Below are 2763 nucleotides of genomic sequence, written 5' to 3'. Positions count from 1 at the left end.
AGCTAATTCACGCGCCATTGACTCCTCGTCGCGGACAGTTCAGGCTGGTTCGTGACAACTGTCCGAGACAGAGGAGAGCCGCAATGGCGCTGCGAACCGACGCCGACCCCCGCCGACGGACCGTCCGCAACGGCGAGATCGAGATCGCCGTCTACGAGCAGGGCGTGCCCGACGGGCCGACCCTCATCCTGGTGCACGGCTGGCCGGACTCACACCATTTGTGGGACAACGTGATTCCGCATCTCGTCGATCGTTTCCACGTGGTGACCTACGACTCGCGGGGGCACGGCCGCTCGACCGATCCGGACGACTTCCGCGCCTTCGCGATCGCCGAACTGGCGACCGACTTCTTCGCGGTCGCCGACGCGGTGAGCCCGCACGAGCCGGTGCACGTGCTCGCCCACGACTGGGGGTCGGTGACGGTGTGGGACGCGGTGTGCGAGCCCGACGCCGAGTTGCGCATCGCCTCCTTCACCTCGGTGTCGGGCCCCAATCTCGATCACGCGGGCGCGTGGGCGCGGCGACGTTTCGCCCGCCCGACGCCGCGCAACCTGGTCGGCCCGCTGACCCAATTGGCCTCGGTCGCCTACCAATTCGTGTTCATGGCCCCGATCACGCCGGCGCTGGTGCGCCGCGGGCTGACCGATCGGGCGTTCCGGCTCGGGCTGCGGCTGGCCCAGGGCACCCCGCCCGAACAGGTCACCCTCGGCGAGACGTTCACCGCGGACGCGGCCAACGGTCTGAAGATCTATCGCGCGAATCTGGTTGTCGGCAAGGTCTTCTCGTCACGCGAGCGGCGCACCAAGGTGCCGGTGCAGCTGATCGTGGCCGATCGCGATCCGGCGGTGCGGCCCGCCGTGTTCGACGACGAGGCCGAGTACACCGAACAGCTGTGGCGACGCGATCTGGAAGCCGGTCACTGGGTGCCGTATTCGCATCCGCGAGTGCTGGCACGCGCGACCGTGCAGCTCATCGACGCGGTGTCGGGCCGGGAGCCGTCGCGGGAGCTGCGGCGCGCGGAGGTCGGCCGTCCGGCGGGCCGCGCCTTCGACGATCACCTGGTGGTGGTGACCGGCGCGGGCTCGGGCATCGGCCGCGAGACCGCCCTGGCATTCGCCCGCCTGGGCGCGGAGGTGGTGGTCTCGGATATCGACCGTGACGCAGCGCGCGAGACGGCCACGCTGATCGCCGAATCCGGCGGCACCGCATTCCCGTACGTCCTGGATGTCGCGGACGCCGCGGCCGTCGAGGCGCACGCGGCGGAGGTGGCCGAGGTGCACGGCGTCCCCGACATCGTGGTCAACAATGCCGGCATCGGGCAGGCCGCGCCGTTCCTGCGCACCCCCGCCGAGAGTTTCCAGCGGGTCCTCGACATCAACCTGTTCGGCGTCGTGCACGGCTCCCGGGCCTTCGGCCGATTGATGGCCGAGCGCGGCCTCGGCGGCCACATCGTGAACCTCTCGAGCATGGCCGCCTACACCCCCCAACAGGGTTTCAGCGCCTACTCCACCAGCAAGGCGGCGGTCTTCACCTTCTCCGACTGCCTGCGCGCCGAACTGGCCGCCGACGGCATCGGCGTGAGCACCGTCTGCCCCGGCATCGTCCACACCAATATCGTTCGCACCACGGAGTTCTCGGGTGTGTCCGCGGAAAAGGAACAAGCCCGCCAACAACTGTTCGACACCCTCTACCGATGGCGACGCTACCCACCGTCGAAGGTGGCCACCGCCATTGTGCGTGCGGTCCAGCACAATCGGGCCGTCGTCCCGGTCACACCGGAGGCGTGGGCGGCCTATTACGGCACCCGGCTCACACCGCCCAGCCTGATGCGCTTCGGCATGGCCCGCGCGAGTCTGGCACGGTGACGTCCTTACGTGGCGCGCCTGGGTGGGTCGAAGTCGGTGTGGGAGACCTCGTGGAGTTCGCCGTCGATCCAGTCGTAGGTCGTCTCCGACTTGATGTAGGCGTGGACCATCTTGGGTCTGCCGCGCCACTGTGAGCGGTCGAGATCCGGTGCGGCGGGGGCCTTTCGCAGACCGAAGTCGGCGTCGGTGAGCTGGCGCGGCGGCTGCGTCGCGCGGGTGCTGTAGTGCAGATCCCGCGGTGAGAACCGCGTCGCCGCAAGGGCGTCCACGGTCAGTTTCGCGGCCTCGACTCCGTGCGGGCCACCGGGTGGGAGCCGATGCTGTTGCGGGCGACCGTTGCTCATCGTCTCGACCGTGCAGCCTTCGGGTGAGAAGTGGCCGCGTGCCAGGAATCCGGGCTCACCCCAGGCACCGACACTCCAGGCGATATCCGAGGTGTACCGGTGCAGGAGAGCGACATCGGCTGCGAGAGAATCGAATACGGCGCACAGCCGCCGGTACAGTTGTCCCCAGTCCTGGGCGTCTTCGCCCGGCACGAACGGTCGGCCCGACAGCACCGGACCGGCGGATCGGCTGTCGGTCACCGCACGCCACAGCTCCCCCGGTATGAAGGCGGGATCGTGCTGCCGCTGCCGATCGAAAGGCTGCGTCGGTTTCAGCGTCACCTGCAACCGCGACTCCGAGCCTCGCAGTCGCGTCAGCTCGACGGTATCGCTCTCGGATCGCCACAGCGCGAACACATTCGGGCCGCCCACCACCTGCGGATCGCCGAGCCGACCGGCACAGAGCTCCAGCGCCCGCCGAAATCCCGGATCCGCGGCCTCGGGCGGCACGATCTGCACGAGCCGCAGTTCGCTGTATTCGCCGTAGCCGTACCCCAGTTGCCGGTCCGCGGTGC

2 protein-coding genes are annotated in these 2763 nt (G+C 69.2%); one reads left to right on the top strand and one right to left on the bottom strand.

Features of this window, described 5'->3' with window-relative positions:
* Window positions 1-83: 83 nt before the first annotated feature.
* Window positions 84-1865 carry an SDR family oxidoreductase gene (locus ACWELQ_RS42940; RefSeq protein WP_452402724.1) on the top strand — a complete coding sequence of 594 codons (1782 nt, stop codon included), beginning with the start codon at window positions 84-86 and terminating at the stop codon, window positions 1863-1865.
* A 5-nt stretch (window positions 1866-1870) separates the two neighbouring features.
* Here the strand turns inward: ACWELQ_RS42940 and ACWELQ_RS42935 are convergent.
* The coding region (locus ACWELQ_RS42935; protein ID WP_452402723.1) for a hypothetical protein at window positions 1871-2763 on the bottom strand (893 nt) is incomplete at its 5' end.

This window comes from Nocardia sp. NPDC004722 (genome assembly GCF_053601505.1).
This window is presented reverse-complemented; position numbering and strand designations above follow the sequence as displayed.